This window comes from Allobosea sp. TAF32 (assembly GCF_052113585.1).
GTDB lineage: Bacteria > Pseudomonadota > Alphaproteobacteria > Rhizobiales > Beijerinckiaceae > Allobosea.
This window is the reverse complement of sequence record NZ_JBFRDM010000017.1, coordinates 25,900-42,539: the sequence shown is the minus strand read 5'-3', so window position 1 is coordinate 42,539 and position 16,640 is coordinate 25,900. Positions and strand designations below refer to the sequence as shown.

The 16,640-nt window shown below is 64.9% G+C and carries 13 protein-coding genes and 2 pseudogenes; 1 reads left to right on the top strand and 14 read right to left on the bottom strand.

The window, feature by feature from the left end; genetic code table 11:
• Positions 1–495: 495 nt before the first annotated feature.
• The 14 genes and pseudogenes from AB4Z16_RS27275 to AB4Z16_RS27210 form a co-directional block, all read right to left on the bottom strand.
• Positions 496–684, bottom strand: coding sequence for a hypothetical protein (locus AB4Z16_RS27275; RefSeq protein ID WP_441514457.1), 189 nt, complete (start codon positions 682–684; stop codon positions 496–498).
• A gap of 603 nt (positions 685–1,287) precedes the next feature.
• Positions 1,288–2,317 (bottom strand): annotated as a pseudogene (locus tag AB4Z16_RS27270) (IS110 family RNA-guided transposase).
• Positions 2,318–2,446: 129 nt separating this feature from the next.
• A pseudogene (locus AB4Z16_RS27265) lies at positions 2,447–2,824 on the bottom strand (transposase); the annotation flags it as partial.
• A gap of 334 nt (positions 2,825–3,158) precedes the next feature.
• The gene (locus tag AB4Z16_RS27260) at positions 3,159–3,719 is read right to left on the bottom strand and encodes a cysteine hydrolase family protein (protein WP_441514456.1); all 561 of its coding nucleotides are present in this window, start codon (positions 3,717–3,719) and stop codon (positions 3,159–3,161) included.
• 64 nt (positions 3,720–3,783) lie between these two features.
• Entirely contained in the window at positions 3,784–4,719 is a 936-nt protein-coding gene (locus tag AB4Z16_RS27255) for a pyridoxal-phosphate dependent enzyme (RefSeq protein ID WP_441514455.1), read from the bottom strand.
• Between the two features lie 27 nt (positions 4,720–4,746).
• The gene (locus AB4Z16_RS27250; protein ID WP_441514454.1) at positions 4,747–5,823 is read right to left on the bottom strand and encodes a LacI family DNA-binding transcriptional regulator; all 1,077 of its coding nucleotides are present in this window, start codon (positions 5,821–5,823) and stop codon (positions 4,747–4,749) included.
• Positions 5,816–7,027: an alanine racemase gene (gene alr / locus AB4Z16_RS27245; RefSeq protein ID WP_441514453.1), complete on the bottom strand. Its 1,212-nt coding sequence runs from the start codon at positions 7,025–7,027 to the stop codon at positions 5,816–5,818. Before alr ends, AB4Z16_RS27250 begins: the two co-directional genes overlap by 8 nt.
• Entirely contained in the window at positions 7,024–8,868 is a 1,845-nt protein-coding gene (locus tag AB4Z16_RS27240; protein WP_441514452.1) for a hydantoinase B/oxoprolinase family protein, read from the bottom strand. Before AB4Z16_RS27240 ends, alr begins: the two co-directional genes overlap by 4 nt.
• Positions 8,869–8,872: 4 nt before the next feature.
• The gene (locus AB4Z16_RS27235; protein ID WP_441514451.1) at positions 8,873–10,981 is read right to left on the bottom strand and encodes a hydantoinase/oxoprolinase family protein; all 2,109 of its coding nucleotides are present in this window, start codon (positions 10,979–10,981) and stop codon (positions 8,873–8,875) included.
• Positions 10,978–11,967, bottom strand: a complete 990-nt coding sequence (locus AB4Z16_RS27230; protein ID WP_441514450.1) for an ABC transporter ATP-binding protein — start codon at positions 11,965–11,967, stop codon at positions 10,978–10,980. The genes AB4Z16_RS27235 and AB4Z16_RS27230 overlap by 4 nt, the downstream gene beginning before the upstream one ends.
• Position 11,968: 1 nt before the next feature.
• The gene (locus AB4Z16_RS27225) at positions 11,969–12,919 is read right to left on the bottom strand and encodes an ABC transporter ATP-binding protein (RefSeq protein ID WP_441514449.1); all 951 of its coding nucleotides are present in this window, start codon (positions 12,917–12,919) and stop codon (positions 11,969–11,971) included.
• On the bottom strand, positions 12,916–13,881 hold the full coding sequence (locus tag AB4Z16_RS27220) for an ABC transporter permease (RefSeq protein ID WP_441514448.1): 966 nt from the start codon (positions 13,879–13,881) through the stop codon (positions 12,916–12,918). Before AB4Z16_RS27220 ends, AB4Z16_RS27225 begins: the two co-directional genes overlap by 4 nt.
• Positions 13,874–14,809: an ABC transporter permease gene (locus tag AB4Z16_RS27215; RefSeq protein ID WP_441514447.1), complete on the bottom strand. Its 936-nt coding sequence runs from the start codon at positions 14,807–14,809 to the stop codon at positions 13,874–13,876. The genes AB4Z16_RS27220 and AB4Z16_RS27215 overlap by 8 nt, the downstream gene beginning before the upstream one ends.
• 10 nt (positions 14,810–14,819) lie before the next feature.
• A complete protein-coding gene (locus tag AB4Z16_RS27210) occupies positions 14,820–16,283 on the bottom strand; it encodes an ABC transporter substrate-binding protein (protein WP_441514446.1) in 1,464 nt (487 codons plus the stop codon).
• Between the two features lie 103 nt (positions 16,284–16,386).
• Between AB4Z16_RS27210 and AB4Z16_RS27205 the strand changes: the two genes are divergently transcribed.
• On the top strand, positions 16,387–16,617 hold the full coding sequence (locus AB4Z16_RS27205) for a hypothetical protein (RefSeq protein WP_441514445.1): 231 nt from the start codon (positions 16,387–16,389) through the stop codon (positions 16,615–16,617).
• Positions 16,618–16,640: the final 23 nt, after the last annotated feature.

The following is a 16,640-nucleotide window of genomic DNA, read 5'->3' as shown; positions in this document are numbered from 1 at the left end:
ACCATCGAGATTAGCCTGAGTTCCGCGCCTCTACGAAACCAACGTTCAGCTCCAGCGTCTGCTCGCTGGCCCGACAATATAGGCAGTCCCCCCACAAAAAACGGCCCGGCGCCGCGGGAGCAGGCCGGGCCCAGGTCAGGGATCAAGCCGCTCAGGCCGGCAGCCATCTTGCGGCGGTGAGCCGCTCGATTTCAGGAAGGACCAGTGCGCGAGCGGCCCTCAAGCCAATCGATCCTCCGCTGCATGTTCAAGAGAGCGTCCCGAAGGCTGAAGGTGTCGCCGATCCGAGGCAAATCGATATCGCCAAGGCGCTTCGCAGCGCCCTTGAAGGTCACCAGACAATGCTCCAGGAATGAAAAAGCCCGCGCGCGGCGGGCGAGGAAATCGGGCGCGGCCGGTCACAGAATGATCGCGTCAGCGCTGCATCGGGATCACCCAATGGCCATCGCATGCGCCTCTCATTGGCCGATCGAAGGATCGGAGAAAGCGTATGACCTATGCCTGTGCCGTTGCCGGCGTCGCGATCAGCCTTCTGCTCKTGACCAACAAGGGTCTGCCGACGAAGAAGGAGAGCTGCGCCAAAACGCCGAAGGGGTCCGTGGTCGCCTTATTGGACTGCGGGCCACGGCCAACAACAAGCGAATAGCCGGCGACCAGCCCCCGGCGTGCTGCGGTCGTGTCCATCAAATGCTCCGGATGTGATGCGGAACCCCACCCAACGCGTGAGGGTTAAGTTGAGGAGATTTCAATGATCGCAGCGGAGGTCCGCATGCTGATCCCGGTAACGCTAATCGCGACGCTGCTGATCGCAGCAACAGTCTGTTTCGTGATCCTGGCCATTTCGACCGGAACGAACSGCCGCTGGCCTCGCTAGGCCTGGCCCTCCCCTCGAAGTGCCCCATGAAGCGGCCAAAGCTCCGACTTTGGAGAGCAGCCAGAGACCTRGCGGGACTGTCAGCTCACGACCCATCTGCGACCTTTGGAGCGTCTGCTTTGAGACAAGTCGCCCACCTTCAGTGGCCAGTGGATACCAGGCGAGGCGGATTGTGTTTCGGCCCTTTAATTGCGGGGAGCTGTCAACTCAGATTTCGCGCCGTCATCGCCGGGGTCATGGTCCTTTCCGAGGTCGAGCGCCTCATGATGATGTACGGGTCGGGTGCCTCAACGTGTGCAACGACGTTCCAGTGGACGTCAGCCGAAACAACGAGGTCACCACAACCGCCGTCCCGGCGGGGACATCGCGAGTGCCGAGAGTGGCGCCCGTGAGCAGGTTGACGCGGATAACAACTATGCCGTCTTTTCGCTTCCCCATTCAAAGCTGGTGCCGTCGACCCAGATGCAGTGGAGGAGCACGGCCATCTTGCGTGCGACGGCCACCTTGGCCTTCTTCATCCCGATCCGCTTGGAGAGACGTATGCCCCATGCTTTCAGCGTCGACCATTTCTGGGTTCGATGCATCAGGACGCTGGCTGCCTCGTAGAGATAGGTTCGCAGCAGACGATCTCCCCAATGCGAGACACGGCCGCTAACATCCGTTTCCCCGGATTGCTTTCGCCACGGAGTCAGACCCAGGTAGGCACCGACATCGCTGGCCGAGGAGAAGCGCGAGGGGATCATCGATCGTGTGGCGGTAGGTCAGCGCCGTCACCACGCCGACGCCAGGAACCGTCATCAGCCGGCGCGTGGTGCAGTCGTCACGAGCGAGGCGCCGGACCTGACGATCGAGTTTCTCCTGTTCCTCGCAAGCCTGTTCATGGACGCTGAGGAGCGCGCCAATCACGGATCGGAGCGGATGACCCTCGACAACCAGCTCCAGGACCTTTCGCCGGAACTGCGCACCAATCGATCGGCTGAACTGCAGCCCATATTCCTTCAGCATCGAACGGATCTGGTTCTCCAGATCGCGGCGGATGGCGACAAGCCTCGAGCGTGCGACGAGCAGGGATCGGGTTGCCTGACTCTCTGCACTCTTCACTTTGACTTCTCGGTACCAGCCGACCCGAACCAACTCCGCCAGGCCTTGGGCGTCGTTCTCGTCGCTCTTGTTCATTCGAACCGACAGCACGGCTTTCGCGTGCCGGGCGTCGATGCAGACGACGGGCAGGCCGATCCGGTTGAGTTCATGCCACAGCCAGCTCGACATCGCGCCGGTCTCAAAGCCGATCCGCTCGGCGCTCGGCGCGCGCTTGCTCAGCAGTTCAGCCAAAGCACCGGGATCGGACCTCGCCCTGCCTTGAAAGACGACCTTTCCAGATTCATCGACGACGCAAACGCTGGTCTCTTTCTGCGATACATCCAGCCCGACATATTGTTTCATGATGACCATCCCGTGCTCGGGCCGGCGCCGCTGCCTGCCGTCCGTCACTCTGAAGTCAGGGGCTCAACGGCAGTAATTACGTCATCGTGTGCAAGTTTGGGTCTGACGCAATCTCGCTGACGTTCGGGATCATTGCGCTCCGATGAGGCGCGCCTGGAGAAGGTCGATCTTTCCGCGGCCGTACATCTGGCGTTTGACGAGCTTGAGACGGGTGATCTGGCCTTCGGTCTGGCCGTTTGACCAAGTCGAGAGGATTACCGCTCGCACGGCGGCTTCGTCGCGCCGGACGCCATTCGCCAATGAGGCGACCAGGCTTTGCGACGCGCGCTCGATCCAGGAAGCCATGGGCTCGGCCCGCCTCGACCTGATCATGGCGTGGAAGCCGGCGACGATTTCGCGGGCCTCTACCAAGGCCGGTACGCCGTTCTCGATCGCCGCGATCGTAACAGTCTCGGCCTTCGTGAGATTGTCGCGACCCGTGGTCATCAACCGCGCGATGGTCCGAGCCCGGCTGAACTGCTCGGCAGATTGCCGGCCGAAGGAAAAGACCATGTCGGCAACTATTTCGGTCGTTATGCCGCCGAAACCCATTGGCACTTTTCAGCCGCCCTCGTGGAAGACACCCCGCTGTTCTGGTTACGAGTCCAGACAAGCCCGATGGCGCGCCGCGTTATTTCATCTTGATCGGCTGGGATCGCGGCAAGGTTGCTGCGATCCGGGACTTCCTGTTCGCGGACTATGTCACGCACGACCTGGTGTATGCGCGACTGTAGCGTTCGGCGGCGGCAAATTCAGAGCAGTTGGCGGATAGGTAGCTGACAAGGGGATAGGCCGAGCCATTTTATGCCCCGCGCACCACCTCCACGCGCCCGCCGAATCCTGAACGAAAAAGAGCCTCGTGCGCGGCCTGATCAGGATCATAACAGCAGTCTTCGACCAGGCGCAGATCGTAATCTGCATCGCTGGCCCAAGCGACGCTCGAAAGAACAACGCCGGTCGAGCTGATACCGGCCATGACGAGCGTGTTCACACCGCGCGTCCGTAGGTCGGCGTCAAGCGACGTGCCATAAAACACGCTGGCTCGGGGACATGCATAGAAGATGTCTACCGGTTCCACCGCCAGCCCTTTGGCAGGCAGTCCGGTCCGAAATCGCCCGGTCGGGAGATATGGGGTGATCTGACGATTGCTTGTCGGTGGCGCATGTTCATGGCCGCCGCCTAGAGAAAAATTCGGGAAAAATATCGGCCGGCCGGTGGAACGCCAACGTCGGATCAAGGCGTTGCAACGACCCAGCAAGGGTGATGGCTGCTCGCCGAACAGGATGTCGAACACATCCACCTGATAGTGCATGACGACAAGGGCCGCTTTCTCGATGAAGCTGCCCTGGAAATCGACCGTCATCGGAATCTCCTCGCGTTAGATTGGGACCAGGCCTTATGGTTCGAACGCGAACTTCGGCCTGAGTTCAGGAAGCGCTCGCTGACGCGAGGCTGCGACGCCATGCTGTCAGCTGCTCTACGGTCGCTAACGCCCCGCCGCAGATTATGACCAGAATGTTCTGGAAATCGGCGAGTTCCGCCACCTGCTCGTAGATCGCGGCGATGCTTGCCCCGCAGGCCGGCTCGACGAGAATACGAAGATCGTCGAGGAAGCGCAGGCAAGCGTCGACTGCCTGAAGATCCGACACCACGGCGCAGCCGATGCGATGCTTCGACAGCAGAGCGAAAGCATGCTCCGCCACCTGGCGGGCGCCGAGGGAGGTCGCGATGCTGTCGATCGCTGGCAGGACGATGCGCTCGTTCCGGGCAGCCGATTGCGCAAGGCAGGAGGCGCCCTTCGTCCCCACGGTCAGAACGGGGGTCGTCAGCTCGTGGCGCTGCAGGCCTTCAACGACACCGCTGAGCAATCCCCCGCCGCCGACGGAGAGAACGACGAGGTCAGGCCGCACGCCATCCTCGACCACCTCGTCGATGATCGTCGAATGCCCTGACCAAACTACCGGGTCGTCGAAAGGGTGGATAAACGCATTGCCGTCTCCCAGCATCGCGAGCGTGTGCTCGTTCGCCTCCTGCCAGGAGGCGCCATGCACAAGGATTTCGGCATCCATGCCGGAGATGAGGCGACGCGCCCTTGCCGGTGTCGTCTCGGGAACGACCACCCTGACCGGGATGCCAAGCTCGCGCCCGGCATAGGCGGCGGCGATCCCGGCGTTGCCCCCGGAGGAGCTGACAAAGCGTTTGGCCCCCCTCCGTGCATAGTGCTGGCACGCAAGGCCGATGCCGCGGAGCTTGAACGATCCCGTCGGCTGGAGAGATTCAAGCTTCAGCCAGACCTTGCGGCCGCTCGCGCGGGAGAGAGCCGGTGAGTAGCAGGCGGGCGTTCTGACATGGAGGGGCGCCACGGTCTTCTCCATAGTGAGCGATCGGGCTCAGACACGCCCCTGGCGGCCCGAACCATTCTCGCCACCCGTGCCTAAAGGAGCGGTAGAACGCCGGACCTTGAGCTGCATCCCGACAGTGAGACGCTCCGGCACAGTCTCGGGCTGCTTGTCGGACATTTTCTTCAGCAGGAGATTGGCCGCGAGCTGCGCCACTTTCGTGCCGTTGCCGCGTACCGCCGTGATCGAGGGCGTCATCACTTCAAGGATGCTGGCGTCACCGATCGAGACGATCGACAGGTCGCGCGGCAGTATCAGGCCGCGGTTGGCGCAGAAGAGTAGAATCGCGGGAATCTCGTCGATATTGGCGATGATGGCCGTGATCGGCCGTTCGCGACGCAATAGCGCTTCCAGCTCGCGCATCTTGAACGGACCAACTTCGAAGACCAGACCCGCCGCAGGATCCAGCCCGTGGTCCGCGAACGCGGCATCGAAGCCCGCCTTCTGCTCTCGGCCGACCCAAGTGTCGAGATGACCGGCGACGAGCGCGATCTCGCGGTGTCCCAGTTCGAGAAGATGAGCGGTCGCGCTGCGGGCGCCGTCCCGATGCTTGGTCAGAACAGTGTCGAAGCCGCCGCTCGGGCTGCGTTCCCACAGCACCATCGGGATGTTGATCGCGGCGAGCCGCTGCGTGACATCCGGATCGTTGTCGCGATTGACCAATAAGAGCATGCCATCGACGACGCGGTTCTGCATCAACGACAGAAGCTCGGTCTCGCGCTTGTCGTCGAAATGGGTGCTCGCGACAATCAGCGTGTAGCCGGCCCGGCCCAGCGTCGTCTCCGCCGCTGCGATCATTTCGGCCGCGATCGGCTGCCGAATATCCGTGACGAGGCAGCCGACGGCGTAGCTCTTGCCGAGCCGCATGGAGCGGGCGACGGAGTTGGGACGATAGCCGAGCTCCTGAACGGCCCGGAAGACCCGGTCGCGCAACTGGGGCGCGACATTCTCATTTCCGTTGAGGACGCGCGAGACAGTGCCGAGGCCGACCCCGGCCCGGCTGGCGACATCCTTGATCGTGACGGTCCTGGGCTCGCTCGTCGCTTGCCCCGCCCTTTCTTCACTCACCCGGACCGCCCCTCTCCTGCGCCTCATCGACATACACATGTGGCAAGCACCGTGCGAGCCGGGGAACCAGTTCGATGACGGGAATGCCGATCGCTTTGGCGAGATCGTGGATCGAGATTTCCTCGGTTCCCTGCAGGCCGAGGACGACGATCTCGTCACCCAGTGCGACATCGCCGAGCGCAGTCACATCGAGGACCGAATGCTGGAAGGTCCGGCGGCCCAGCACAGGACAACGGCGGCCGCGGATCAGGACTTCGCCCAGTGGCGGGATATGGTTCAGCCCGTCCCAGAAGCCGATGGGCGCGACTGCGGTGCGCATGCCGTGCGCGATGGCGATCGGCGCGCCATAGCCTATGCCGAGCACGGTGCCGGGAGGGTGCTCCTGAATCTGGATGATCCGGGATTTCACGGCCTTGAGCAAAGGCGAGAGAGCGCCGATCTCCATCCAGTTCTCGTCGAGCCCTCCGCCATAGATCAGCCGCCCGGGATCGACCGCATTGAAGAGCATGTCCGGATAGGCCAGCACCACACGGCTCGATGCCAGCATGAGCGTGAGGTCGTCATGTCCGGCTGCGGCGGCATCGGCCGCGGCCTGCCGGAAGAGCTCCGCCTGGCGACCGCTCACATCCGGATCGTCGGGCGTGCTCAGGTGCGAGTACAGGCCCCGAACCGTGACGTGACCAGCGGCACGAAGGCGCTGCAGCACGCCTGGCCATTGCTCGCGGCGCAAGCCATAGCGGCCAAGGCCGCAATCGACCTCGACGAAGACCTCGATCGCCTCGCCTGCGGCGATCACCACCTCCGCATCGGCGATGCTCTGCACCGTCACCGTGGCGCCGAGCCGTGCCGCAGCCGGCAGGTCGGCGGGAAGAGTGGACGCGAACAGCAGGACCGGGAGTGTCGTGCCGGTGCTGCGGATCGAGACGACCTCATCCGGGCTGCCGGCGCAGAAGCCGTCGACTCCCGCACGTTCCGCAGCCTTTGCGACCGCGGCGGCGCCGAAGCCGAAACCATCGCCCTTGCATACGAAATAGATGCTGACATCCGGGCCAACCCTCTGGCGCGTCGCGGCGACATTCCGGCTCAGCGCGCCGAAATCGAGCTCCGCCCAGCTCGGGCGCAGCAGGCGAGCGCGATCGTGCCGGAGGCAGTCCGTCCGCGTCTGGGCGGGATCGTAACCCGTCAATGCTGCATGCACGGTCATGCCGCCTCTCCTTTTCGTTCGGTGTTCGAGGCAATGCTCCGATTGCGGTCCATGAAAAGTCGAAGTTGCGCGGCAGCAAGTCCGGAAGGATCGGCTGCCAGGCAGTCGCGGCGGGCCTTCGTCGCGCTGGGATCCACGCGGCCATCCGCATCGATCACGACGCCATAGACATCGCGCGCAAATGCCTCGGTGAAGCGCCCGTCACGTACATCGGCGGCCACATGCGCCGGATCGCGCTCCAGCGGATCGCCATTGCCGCCGCCGCCGGGCGCGACATGCGTGAAGAGATCGCCCTCGTGCAGCGCGAGCGTCCGCATCGGCATCACTGGCAGGAGATCGGCTTTGCCGTCGTGATCGAGAATATTGAGGGATGGCGACCCCGGGCACCCGCCGAACAGCCCCGGTGGAAGATGCGCGCGGCGGTCCGAGCGGACAGTGAGGGCCGCGGTCTTCCCAAGGATGCGATAGGACCGCGTGATCGCCATGCCGCCGCGGCGTTGCCCAGCACCACCCGAATTGGCAACCAGGCCATAGCTCTCGATCCGTAGCGGGTAGCGCGCCTCGATCAGCTCCACGGGCATGTTCGACAGGTTGGCGCCGGGGTTGGCGATTCCGTCGACACCATCCTTGGTGGCACGGCCGCCCCAGCTTCCGAGGATTCCGTCCGTGATCAGCCAGGCCTTGCCGTCATGGACGCCGCTCAGCGAAATGGCTGAAGGCCCTCCTTCGCCAGCGGCCGGCATCCGGTCCGGCACGATCTGGGCGAAGGCGTTGAACAGCACGTCGAGCATGCGGTAGGCCATGACGCCGCGCGCAGCGCAGGCGGCGGGCGGACGCGGATTGACGATTGTGCCGAGCGGCGCCACGACCCGGACCGGGCGGGCATAGCCCTCGCAGTTCGGCACCGCCGCCTGAACGGCGCAGCGCAATGCGGCATAGGCGACTGAATAGGTGATCGCGACGGGCCCGTTGATGGCGCCCGGCACCTCTCCGCTGGTTCCGGTCCAGTCGATCTCGATCTCGTCGCCGGCGACCGTGACCGCGACCTTGAACCGGATCGGGCCATCGACTTCGCCGAGGCCATCGATGAAATCCTCCGCCTCGTAGACGCCATCCGGCATGGCGCGGATTTCGTCGCGGACAAGCTGCTCGGCATAGTCGTGCAGCTCGGCCAGCATACCGCGCATCGGCAGCACGCCGTATTTCGCAAGCACCTTGCCGAAACCCCGTTCCGCCGCGGCGCAGGCGGCGACCTGAGCCCGCAGGTCGCCCAGAACCTGCGCCGGAATGCGCGAGTTCACCTCCAGGAAGGCGAGAAGGTTCTCGTCCATCCGGTCTTCGCGCATCGCCCTGATCAGCGGGATGCGGAGACCCTCCTGGTATATCTCTGTCGCATGGAGCGCCATGCTGCCCGGCGCCATGCCGCCGAGGTCGGTGTGGTGGACGAGGCTGGCGACGAAGCCCTGGACCTCACCGTCATGGAAGACCGGCTTGACCAGATAGACATCCGGCAGATGCATGCCGCCGGCACCATAGGGATCGTTGGTGATGTAGCCGTCGCCCGGCTGCATCGTCCCGCCGAAGCGCTTGAGGATATTCGCCATCACGCTCGGGAACGAGCCGAGATGCACAGGGTTGGTGAGGCCCTGCGCGATGATGAGTCCGTCCCGATCGCAGAGCGCCGTCGAATAGTCCATCGAGTCCCGGACGATCGGCGAATAGGCGCTGCGCAGGATGACGAGCGCCATCTCGTCGGCGATCGAGGCAAGGGCGTTCTTGACGATCTCCAGCGTCACCGGATCAGAACGCGTCCGATCGGGAACAGAATTCGTGGCAAGCATGGCGTTACCTTTCGGAGGCTGTGAGCACGAGGTTGCCCAGGTCATCCAGACCCGCGGTCCAGCCGGGCGGCACGACGCAGGTGGCGTCGTATTCCTCGACGATCAGCGGGCTCTGGCGATCGCCGGCGGCGAGGTCCCGGCGGGTGATGACCGGCGTCGGCAGGTGGCCCCATTCCGCGCCGAACCAGCAGGTCCGCGCCGGCAGGGCACCGGACGATGCCGCGGACGCTTGAGGAGCTGACGGCCGGTAGGTCGCGGCGCTCTCGCTATGAGGGCGACCGGTGACGCGGATATTAACGATTTCGAGCGGATCGCCCGCCGAGGCATGGCCGTAGGTCAGCTCATGCTCCCGATGGAAGGCCTCGCTCGTGGCCGCTATGTCGATCGCGCCGTCAGGATGGCGGGCGACCGCGATCGTCAGCTCATAGGCCTGCCCGGCGTAACGCAGGTCGGCGAGCCGGTCGATCTCGATGTCGTCCTTCGCGAACCCGTCCGCCTCCAGACCAGCGATCATGCTGGTCTCGAGCTTGCTATAGGCAATGTCGAGCTCGTCAGAATCGATGCCATCGAGGGCGCAGAAATAGGTCTGCATCAGGTCGTGCTCGGTCGTCGAATAGAGCAACCCGAGCGCGCTGAAGACGCCGGGATGGGACGGGACGACGACGCGCTTCATGTCGAGGAGACGGGCGATCTCGGCCGCCACGGCCGGGCCGTTGCCGCCGAATGCGAACAGAGTGAAGTCGCGCGGATCGCGTCCGCGATAGGTCGAGACCGCCTTGACGGCGCGCATCATCGTCGATGCCGCGATGGCGTAGACGCCATGCGCCGCGGCCTGGAGATCGAGGCCCGTCGGCACGCAGACCTGCTCGCTGAGCGCCTGCCGGGAGCGCTCGGCATCGAGGCGCACGGCGCCGCCGGCGATGTATTCCGGATTGATGTAGCCGAGCGTGACGAGGGCATCGGTCAGCGTCGGCCGGGATCCGCCCGCGCCATAGCAGGCCGGGCCCGGAGCGGCGCCGGCGCTGTCGGGGCCGACCTGGATCAGGCCTCCGGCATCGACCCGGATGATGCTGCCGCCGCCGGCGCCGATTTCCGAGACGTCGATGAAGGGCAGCTTCACCGCATGTCCGCCGCCCTTGATCAGCTTACTCGAAATATTGATCCCGGCCCCGACTTCGTACTCCGTGGTGCGTGCGGGCTGGCCCTGCTCGATGATCGCGGCCTTGGCGGTGGTGCCACCCATGTCGATGGTGATGATGTCGCTGGAGTTGCCGGCCGCACCGATGCGGGCCGCCGCAATCACCCCGGCCGCAGGGCCGGATTCGATGATGCAGGCCGGCTTCTCGCTCGCCGCCAGCGCGCTCATCACGCCGCCACTCGACTGCATCACCTGCAGCGGAGCGTGAATGCCGGCCTCGCGCAGCCGGGTCGTCAATGCCCGCAGATAGGAGCGCACGACCGGCCCGAGATAGGCGTTGACCACCACCGTGCTGGTCCGCTCGTATTCGCGGATTTCCGGCAAGACGTCGCTGGAGCAGCTGACGAAGATCTCCGGGCCCAGTATCTCCGTCAGGATCTCGCAGGCCCGCCGCTCGTGCTGCGGATTGGCATAGGCGTGCAGGAAGCTGACCGCGACCGCGCGCGTGCCCTCGGCCGCGATGGTGCGCGCCACCTCGGCCACCGCTTCCTCGTCCAGAGGCAGGACGATCTCGCCACGCGCCCCGATGCGCTCGGGAATTTCGTAGCGCCTGTGGCGCGGCACCAGCGGCGTCGGCTTCTCATAGTTGAGATTGTAGAGCTCCGGCATCCGCAGCCGGCCGAGTTCGAGGACGTCCCGGAATCCGCGCGTCGTCAGCAGAGCGGTCGTGGCGCCCTTGCCTTCCAAGATGGCGTTGGTCGCCACGGTCGTGGCGTGCACGACCTCCTCGATCTCGCTCACCTTGCCCCCGATGCGCTCGAGCAGCGCCAGGATGCCGTCGACGATGCCGCGGCTATAGTCGTCCGGCGTCGACGGGTGCTTGAAGGAGTGAACCGTCTCGCCGTTTTCGAGGAAGGTGATGTCGGTGAACGTGCCGCCGATATCGGCGCCCACGCGAAACGAGCGCGTTGTCATGGGTTAGTCTCCGCGATGATGGGCCGAGATGGCGCGAGATGGCAGGCGACGAGCCGCTCACCGAGACGAACCTCGGGCGGTTCGCTTTCCGCGCAGATCGGCATCCGGTTGCTGCAGCGAGGTTCGAAGGGGCAGCCGCCATGACGGGCGGCTTCTGAAAGCGGCGGTTCGGCAGGGCGATTGCGCCCGGCGAGCCCGCGTGGGATGGCGGCCACCAGGCGCTGCGTATAGGGATGGGCCGGTTCCGCCAGGATCTGCGCGGCAGGCCCTGTCTCGACGATGCGCCCGGCATACATGACGAGCACGCGGTCGCAGAACGCCCCGACGAGCCCGAGATCGTGGCTGATGATCACCAGCGTCAGCTGCCGGTCGCAGTGCAACTGCTGCAGCAGCGCGACGATCTCGCTCTGCACCGAGACGTCGAGGGCCGATGTCGGCTCGTCGGCGATCAGCACCTCTGGCTGGCGGGCCAGGGCACGGGCGATCCCGATGCGCTGCTTCTGTCCACCCGACAGTTGATGCGGCAGCCGGTCGAGCAGCTCCGGCCCGAGACTGACCTGTGCCAGCAAGGCGCTGAGTGCGTCCGGCGCAGGCTGGTCCGGAAAGGCTTCGCTCAAGCTGCGCGCAACAGTCTTGCGGGGGTTCAAGGCGGTGTGCGCACCCTGGAAGACGAACTGGACGCGGCTTCGGAAACGCTGCCAGTCCGTGGCCGCAAACGAGGACAGATCGCGCCCTTCGAACAGAACCCGGCCGCTGCTCGGGCGGTCGAGGCCGACAAGGAGTCGCGCGAGCGTCGACTTCCCGCTGCCGCTTTCGCCGACGATCCCGAGGACATCGCCGGCCCGCACCTCCAGGCTCGCCCCGAGAAGGGCGGATGTCGTGCGGCGATCGAACAGCCGCGCCAGTGGCGAATGCGCGACGGGGTAACGCCGGCCAACACCCGCGGCAGCAAGAAGTGGCGATGGAAAGTTCTCTGCCTGCATCATCTCAGGCACTCCGCCAGCAGGCGCACAAATGCGAGCCATCGCCCTGCAAGGCAGGCCGCACGCGGCAATCCACATCCGCCAGGGAACAGCGGGGAAAGTAGTCGCAGGCCCCTTCGCCGGGGCTTTCTTGCAAGCGGCCCGGCAATGCCGCTCGCAGCAGGCGGCCAGGTCGCGGGATGGCGTCGAGCAGGAGCCGCGTATACGGATGCTGCGGCGAGCCGAAGATCGCTTCCGTGCTGCCGGATTCCACGATCCGGCCGCGATACATCACCGCGATCCGGTCGCAGAATTCGGCGACCAGATCGAGATTGTGCGAAATGAACAGCAGCGCGATCCCGAAGCTGGCGCAGATGTCCCGCAGCAGCGCGACGACCTGGGCCTGAACGGTGACGTCGAGCGCTGTCGTAGGCTCGTCCGCGATCAGCAGGCGCGGCCGGCAGGCGATGGCCATCGCGATCAGCACGCGCTGGCGCATGCCGCCGCTGAGTTCGTGAGGATATTGACCGCTTCGACGGCGCGGGTCGTCGATGCCGACCTTGCCGAGGAATTCTTCGGCTTGGAGGCGCGCGGCCTTGAGGCCGGGATCGTCGTGGCTGCGAATGACGTCCACGAGCTGCCGTCCAATGGTGAAGGCCGGATTGAGGGCAGTCATCGGGTCCTGGAAGATCATCGCCACCTTGCGGCCACGCAGGTCCCGACAGGCGCTTTCCGGCAGGCTGGTGATGTCCTCGCCGTCGAGGCGCATCGAGCCGCCCGCAACCCGCCCCGAACGCCCGAGCTGGTGCATGACTGCCAGCGCAGTGACGCTCTTGCCGGAACCCGATTCGCCGACGATGGCGAGCTTCTCGCCGGCGCCGACCTGAAGGGTCACGCCATGGACGACCTTTCGTGCTGCGGCCCCGGAGCCAAAGGCGACCGACAGATCGGCCAGGGATAGTGCGGGCGTGGTCATAGGGCAGGTCCCCCGTCACGCCGCCGCGGATCGAGCACTGTCCTGAGCGCGTCTCCAATCAGATTGAAACCGATCACGGCGAGGAAGATGGTCAGGCCCGGCCAGGTCGCGACCCACCATTCATCAGAGAACGCGAGGGAGCGCGCATCGGCCAGCATGCCGCCCCAGCTCGGCGTCGGCGGCTGCACGCCGAGGCCGATGAAGCTCAGTGACGCCTCGATGATGATGCCGATTCCGATCAGGACGCTCGCCTGCACGAAGATCGGCGAGAGGATGTTGGGCAGGATGTCGCTGGTCATGATCGACCATGCTCCAGCGCCCTGGAGGCGTCGCGCCGCGACATAGTCCGCCTTGGCCTCGGCCAGAGCCAGACCGTGGGCGACCCGCGCCAGCCCGGGAATGAAGAGGAGCCCGACGAGAAGGACGATCTTGACTTCGTTCGGCAGCAGGATGGGACCCAGCTGCACCGGCCCGGTACCGAAGATGCCGACGATCGCGATGGCCCAGACGAGCAGAGGGATCGCGGCGAAGATGTCCATCAGGCCCAACAGGGCGCTCTCGACCAGCGTTCCGCTGTAGTAGCCCGACAAGGTCCCGACGAAGACGCCACCCGAGAGCCCGATCGCGACGGTCAGCACGCCGATCATCAGGGAACTCCGGGCGCCCCAGACGAGGCGCGCGAGGATGTCGCGCCCCATCTCGTCCGTGCCGAGGAGGAACGATCCGCCCGGAGGCTCCAGCCGGTACTCCATCATCAGGTCGAGGGGATCGTGCAGCGGGAGCCAGGGCGCCAAGAGCGCGACCAGGCTGAGCGAGCCGACGATCACCAGGCCGACAAGACCGATCGGGGTCCCGGCAAGCCGACCAAGGAGACCGACGAGCCCGGAGAGCGCATGCGGGCGCCGCGCCCTGGCGGCCTCGGCTGCGGATGCAGCGTCCGGGGAGCGCATGACGTCAAGCATGTCGCAGCCTTGGGTTGATCAGCCTCTGGGTGAGATCGGCCACGAGGTTCGAGACGATGAACATCGCCGTGACGACCAGGACGGTGGCCTGGATCATCGGGTAGTCGCGCTGGGTGATCGCGGTCAGCAGCGCCCGTGACAGGCCGGGTATGTTGAAGACCAGCTCGATAATGATCGCCCAGCCGAACATGTAGCCGAACGACATGCCGGCGACGCTGACGAAGGGCGGCAGCGCGTTCTTGACCACGTAGTGGGCCACCAGCCCCCGACTCAAGCCGAGCGAATGCGCGGTGCGGACATAGTCCTGTCCCAGGACTTCGATGACGCCGGCGCGCATCAGGCGGCTGAGCGCACCGATATAGTAGAGCGCGATCGACAGGGCCGGCAGCACCAGGGAGGCAAGATGGGCGTGCCAGCCTTCGGCGAGCGGCGTGATCCCGATGGGCGGCACCCACTCCAGCTTGACCGCGAAGACGCGGATCAGGATCAGGGCAAGCCAGAAGCCCGGAACCGACACGGCCATCAGGGATAGCATGCGGATCAGATGGTCCGGCCAGCGATCTTCGGTCAGCGCAGCGATGAGACCGAGCGGTATCGCGCCGACCAAAGTCAGCAGAAAGGTGATCACCACCAGCTCGACCGTCACGGGCAAGCTCTCGAGCAGCTCCAGATCGATCGAGCGGCCGGTGATGTAGGACGTCCCGAACCCTGACCGGGGAAGCTGTGCAACCCAGGCCGCGTATTGCGCGGGCAGGCTGCGATCGAGGCCGCGATCATGCTCGAACGCCTGGATCTGCTCGGTAGTGGCATCGGCGCCGAGCACGATCCGCGCCGGCGACAATGGCGTCAGCCGTGTCAACGCGAACAGCAGAGCGCTGACCACGGTAAGCACCACAACACTGCTAGCTATTCGACCTGCGAACCACATCGATCTCGCCTCAGCGGGGGTCGGTCACGGCCACGTCGGTCAGGCGGAGCGTGATCCCCGTATTGGGCTCGAATCCCTGCACATTGGTCCGCCAGAGGTTGAAGCTGTGGATCGCGCCGATCCAGGTCGAGGGCGAATCCTCTGCCAGGATCGCCTGCATCTCGGCGAGGATCGGCCCGAGCGATGGCTCGTCGTCGACGCGGAAGCTATCGGACAGGAGGGTGTTGAGCCGCTCGCTGCTATAGCCGGAGCTGCGCGTCATCACCTGGTTCGGCGTATAGATGCCCTGGATGATGAAGGTCGGATCGGACGGCCCGATCACCGCCATCAGCACCGAGGTCTGGTTGCCGGCGAAGACCTGCTCGATGAGCTGGCCGGTCTCGAGCGGCTGGAGCTTCACCTTGATCCCGAGCCGCGCCAGCGAGGCCTGGATGAACAGGGCCGCGTCGCCGACATCCAGCAGGTAGCCTTGTGAGGAATAGAGCAGCTCGAATTCGGCGCCGGAGGCATAGCGGGATTTGGCGAGATAGGCTTTCGCCTTGTCGAGATTGAAAGCCAGCGCCTCGGCAGCATTAGCGTTGTACCACCAGGCCGAGGCCGGTGCCGGCACCGCCGAGGGCTCGACCAAGCCGTTGAAGATCTTCTCGGCGATGGTCTTGCGATCGGTCGCCAGCGACACCGCCTTGCGGAAATTGGGGTCGTCGAACGGCGGTTTGCGGGTGTTGTGGATCATCAGCATCATGCTACCGAGCGCCGGGCGGCTGCCGCCAGTGATGCCCTGCGCCTTGGCCTGCCGCAGGCGAATATAGTCGCGAACGGGGGGCGCACCGATGATGTGCACCGACTTCGATAGCAGCGCAGCGATCCGGGCCGCCTCCTCGGAGACGATCCTCACGCGCAGCCGGTCCCAGCCGACATTGTCCTTGCGCCAATAATTCGGATTGCGGCGGAACTCAACAACATCGTTGGAACGCGCCGAGACGAAGATGCCGGGCCCGGTTCCAAGCCCCTCTGGCTTCTGCTGGAAAATTTCGTTGCCGTATTTCTCGCGGCTTCCCGCCGGAAAGATCCCCATATACTTGGTCATGTAGTCGAGGAAGGGGCGGAAAGGCGTCTTCAGCTTGAAGCGCACCTTGTAGCGATCCAGGACATCGACGGATTCGATGTTCGTCCAGACCGAGCGCCGCAGCGCCTTGTGAGCCGGATCGAGCATATAATCGTAGCTGTACTTCACATCCTCCGCAGTGAACGGCTGGCCGTTCTGGAATGTGACGTCGTCGCGTAGCTCGAAGACATATTCGGTTCGATCGGCGGAGATCGCCGGCATCGCCTTCGCAAGCATGGGGCGACGGCGGCCTTCGCCGTCGATCTCGATGAGGTTCTCGAAGATCAGCTGGTTGACCACCATGGCATCGTGATTGCCCTGGTTGATCGGGTCGAAGGTCGAGGGGTTCGACGGGATCGCGACGGTCAAGGAGCGCTCATCGGCTGCTCGCACAGAAAAGGGGAGACCAAGCGCCCCGGCGGTTGCGGCCCCGCCCTGGAGGAATGCACGACGGCCGAGAAAACTGTCACTCATGGAAATCTCCGTGGAAACGTTTCCGTTCGTCATGGAAACGTTTCACCACGCAATTCAATTGTCAAGAAGCTTTACGGGCTGCGCGCCGAAGCCCTGCCATCTCGACGTGGTCGATTACATCGCGGAAGGCATCGAAGCAGACCCCGTCATCGCCGCAAGGCGCGTGCTGGCCGGCGAAATACTCGCCGTGCTCAAAGCTCGCAGCGGTGTTGATCCGCGGCGCCCGTGAGCCGCCAGGAATAAACAGGATGC